Raw genomic sequence first — 3,555 nt, 5'->3', positions numbered from 1 at the left:
CGCCGATGATAGTGCTGCAACCAGTGTGAAAGTAGGTTATCGTCAGGCTAGTTATAAGAAAAACCCCACCAGGTGATCCTGGTGGGGTTTTTTGCTTTCCGGCGCCGCTTTCTAGAAAGTGTCTCGATGCGCCCTCCGGACGGCAGCGGCGTATCTCATGTATTGGCTCACTACAGGAGCAAATTTCCAGTTCTTGCAGCAGCCACTTGCGCGCAACGGGCTCATGATCATGATCGTAACCGGCCTGCTTTTCGCACCCTGGATTGCGCTCGCTGCGATGCTGCGCCAGCGCGAGGCCTTCGCACCTACCCAGCAGCTGGCGTTCACGCTCGAGCGCAGCGAGCTGGAACGCCAGGCGGTTGACGCACGCATGCGTCTGCTGCAGGCGCAGATCCAGCCGCACTTCCTGTTCAACACCCTGGCCAATGTCCAGGCACTGGTCGACACCGGCTCGCCCAAGGCGTCACAGGTGCTCACCACCCTGATTTCCTATTTGCGTGCAGCTGTGCCGCGGCTTGAAGAATCTTTCAGCACACTGGAGCACGAAGTCGCGCTGGCCCGCTCTTATCTCGAACTAATGCACCTGCGAATGCCGGACCGGCTGCAGTTTTCGATCGATGCCGATGAGGACGCCCTCGGACTGCGCTGCCCGCCACTGACCTTGCTGACCCTGGTCGAAAACGCCGTGCGGCATGGGATCGATCCAAGCGAAGAAGGTGGGCGCATCGACATTCGGATAGAACTACGCAATGGAAATTGCCACGTGCTTGTCAGCGACACCGGCGTGGGACTGACGCGGTCCGGCGGGGATTCCGGTACGGCTCTATTCAATCTGCGTGAGCGCTTGCGCCTGAGTTTTGGCAATACCACCGGGTTCGAGCTCAGCGATGTGACGCCGCATGGCGTTGCAGTCGCCCTACAGTTCCCGGCGCAAAGGAATGCCATATGAGCCGGCGCCCGACCGCATTGATCGCCGACGATGAACCGCTTTTGCGTGAAACGATGGTGCGCTTGCTGGCGCAAGCCTGGCCGGAGCTCGAAGTCGTCGCACTGGCCCGCAATGGACGCGATGCGCTGGCCCAGTTCGAGGCTACGTGTCCGGACGTCTGCTTCCTGGACATTCACATGCCGGGGATGTCCGGCCTGGACGCCGCACAAGGCATCGGTGAGCGGGCCCACCTTGTGTTCGTCACGGCATTCGACGAGTATGCGGTGCGGGCGTTCGCGCAGGGGGCGCTCGACTACCTGGTCAAGCCGGTCGAGCCGGAGCGGCTCGCGGACACAACGGCTCGTATGCGGCGCCGGCTGCAGGCCGACGAGCCGGTGCTCAATACCGAGGCGCTTCTGCGACAGCTCTCCAGCAGATTGAAGGAACCGCCCGCGCAATTCCTGCGCTGGATCCGCGCCACGATCGGACAGGCCTTGCACCTGATAGCGGTCGATCAGATCGATTATCTTCGTTCCGACGAGCGCTACACGCTAGTGGCGTGGCATGACGAACACGGCGCACCGGTCGATGCATTGATCCGCACGCCATTGAAAGAACTCGTCACCCAGCTCGATCCTGCGCAGTTCGCCCAGGTCCACCGCTCGGTAGTGATCAACCTGTCGGCCGTCAATCACGTGTTACGCGGGCCAAACGAAACCGCCGAGATCCACTTCAAGCACCGATCGAGCATCCTCAAGGCCAGCCGGGCCTACCAGCACCTGTTTCGTCAGATGTAAGTGCTCGCCCCGCCGGCATTCGTGCACGCCGGCCGTCATTGGTGACACACATTCCGCAACTCGCCGCTTCTCGATGTCCTTGCGTTTGGGCTGCCGATAGAGTGCCCTTACTCCGCTCAGCAGAGTGGAGTCCAGTTCACTGCAGACCTATCGGGGACCTCATGACAGATCTTAGCTTTCCTCATCCAGTTCAACTATCCCACGCGGATGGATTGCACAAGGCGCTTGCCGGCGCAGCCGTGGCGTGATTCGCGGTGGCCGCTAGCGGCCAAGCGATCTTCCTCCTGTATATCCTCGTGCTGTACGGGGTATCCCTGTTGACGGGCGACTTCGGCGCCTGGAGCGGGATGATGCCAAGAGGTATCGTCGAGGGAGACGTCGCCGGCAATACGGCCACGGTGGTCCATGTGCTGATTGCCGCGATCGTGACCGCGAGTGGCGCCCTCCAGCTCATTCCGGCGATCATAACGCGGTATCGCGCTTTTCATCGCTGGAGCGGTCGCGTCTACCTGCTCACAGTCACCGTCGCCAGCCTGAGCGGACTATGGCTGGTATGGAATCGAAGCCAGCTCGGCGGACTCGTCCAGCATACGGCCATGACCATCAACGCGGTCCTGATCCTGGTGGCTGCAATGCTGGTACTGCGCCATGCGCTGGCGCGGCGAATGGATGCCCATCGACGCTGGGCGCTGCGGCTGTTCATGCTTGCCAGCGGTGTGTGGTTCTTCCGCGTGGGGTTGATGTTCTGGATTGCCGTGAATGGTGGGCCCGTAGGCTTCGACCCGGCGACGTTCCGTGGCCCGACACTCGATATCTTGACCTTCCTGCAGTATCTGCTGCCGCTCGCCTTGCTCGAGATTTACTTCCGCGCGAAGGAAAGCAAGAGCCGCATGGTGCGATTGTCGACGGAAGGCATGCTCATGGTCATGACACTGGCAATGGGTCTCGGCATCGGGATGGCGACGATCGCGCTGTGGCTTCCGAACCTGTAGCGAAGCTGCCCTGATAAAAAAGCCCGCCGGTTGGTGACTGGCGGGCTAGGGTGATTGGAGCGACCGGCTCAGGCGGCGTGCATTCCACCATTGATGCGCAGTTCGAGCTTGTCCCAGAACCGGTCGTGAATGGGAAGCAGCAGCACATTGCAGATCGGTTCGAGGATGGCGGCCAGGCCACCGAAAGCGAGCGAGCCGGTCGCGCCATAGATGACGGCAAACGCCACGACCATGTGCATGAGCGTCTGGCTGATCTTTTCAGCGGCAATGCGCATATAGCGTTCGCGAGCCGATTTCGCTCCCTGGCGGATGGCCGCCCACGCTTTTTCGTGGAAGGGGAGGAGGAGGACGTTGATCACCGGTTCGATGATGATGGCCAGGCCGCTGAACATGACCGAACCCGTCATCGCATAGGCGATTGCGAAGGCGATCGTCATGTGGGTGATGACCTGGCTGGTTTTCTTGGCTGCGATGACCATGGCGTTGCCTCTTCACTTCGGTTGCTGACTGTAGAGCCAAATGATAATGATTCTCGATTATAGTTAAAAGCAAATAATATTGAAGATATCGATAGTCCAGATCTATCATATGAAATGCGAAATGGGTAAGGCGGGGCTTGCGGGATGTGTCATCGGTTTGTTATAGTCTCGTTCTCCCGACGCAGACGCAGCCTTCAAGGCAGCGGAAAGCGGAAGGAAAAAGAGGGTTGACGAGATTTAAAAAACGCTTCATACTCTCTCTTCTCTGCTGCTGACGAACAAAACGATTCGAAGCAAACGGCAGAGATGCAGCACCGAATAAAGTTCTTTAAAAATTAACAGTCGATAAGTGTGGGCGT

Annotated in this window: 4 protein-coding genes; 3 read left to right on the top strand and 1 reads right to left on the bottom strand. The window is 59.4% G+C overall.

Features of this window, described 5'->3' with window-relative positions; genetic code table 11:
- Positions 1-223: 223 nt before the first annotated feature.
- The 3 genes from SOM28_RS26280 (at position 224) to SOM28_RS26270 (ending at position 2,717) form a co-directional block, all read left to right on the top strand.
- Positions 224-949, top strand: coding sequence for a sensor histidine kinase (locus SOM28_RS26280; protein WP_320469966.1), 726 nt, complete (start codon positions 224-226; stop codon positions 947-949).
- A complete protein-coding gene (locus SOM28_RS26275) occupies positions 946-1,725 on the top strand; it encodes a LytR/AlgR family response regulator transcription factor (RefSeq protein WP_320469965.1) in 780 nt (259 codons plus the stop codon). Before SOM28_RS26280 ends, SOM28_RS26275 begins: the two co-directional genes overlap by 4 nt.
- 254 nt (positions 1,726-1,979) lie before the next feature.
- Positions 1,980-2,717: a DUF2306 domain-containing protein gene (locus SOM28_RS26270; RefSeq protein WP_320469964.1), complete on the top strand. Its 738-nt coding sequence runs from the start codon at positions 1,980-1,982 to the stop codon at positions 2,715-2,717.
- Positions 2,718-2,785: 68 nt separating this feature from the next.
- Here SOM28_RS26270 and SOM28_RS26265 read toward each other — a convergent pair whose 3' ends face one another.
- A complete protein-coding gene (locus SOM28_RS26265) occupies positions 2,786-3,196 on the bottom strand; it encodes a DUF2061 domain-containing protein (RefSeq protein ID WP_320469963.1) in 411 nt (136 codons plus the stop codon).
- Between the last annotated feature and the right edge of the window lie 359 nt (positions 3,197-3,555).

The organism is Massilia sp. CFBP9026 (assembly GCF_034045165.1).
GTDB classification, from domain to species: domain Bacteria; phylum Pseudomonadota; class Gammaproteobacteria; order Burkholderiales; family Burkholderiaceae_D; genus Telluria; species Telluria arenae.
Note: the sequence above shows the minus strand (reverse complement) of the source record. Positions and strands in the feature narration are given on the sequence as shown.

What these genes read in the sequence shown, in the direction of transcription:
- SOM28_RS26280 (WP_320469966.1), top strand. Translation starts at nt 224, where the DNA reads ATGATCATGATCGTAACCGGCCTGCTTTTCGCACCCTGGATTGCGCTC.
- SOM28_RS26275 (WP_320469965.1), top strand. Translation starts at nt 946, where the DNA reads ATGAGCCGGCGCCCGACCGCATTGATCGCCGACGATGAACCGCTTTTG.
- SOM28_RS26265 (WP_320469963.1), bottom strand. Translation starts at nt 3,196, where the DNA reads ATGGTCATCGCAGCCAAGAAAACCAGCCAGGTCATCACCCACATGACG.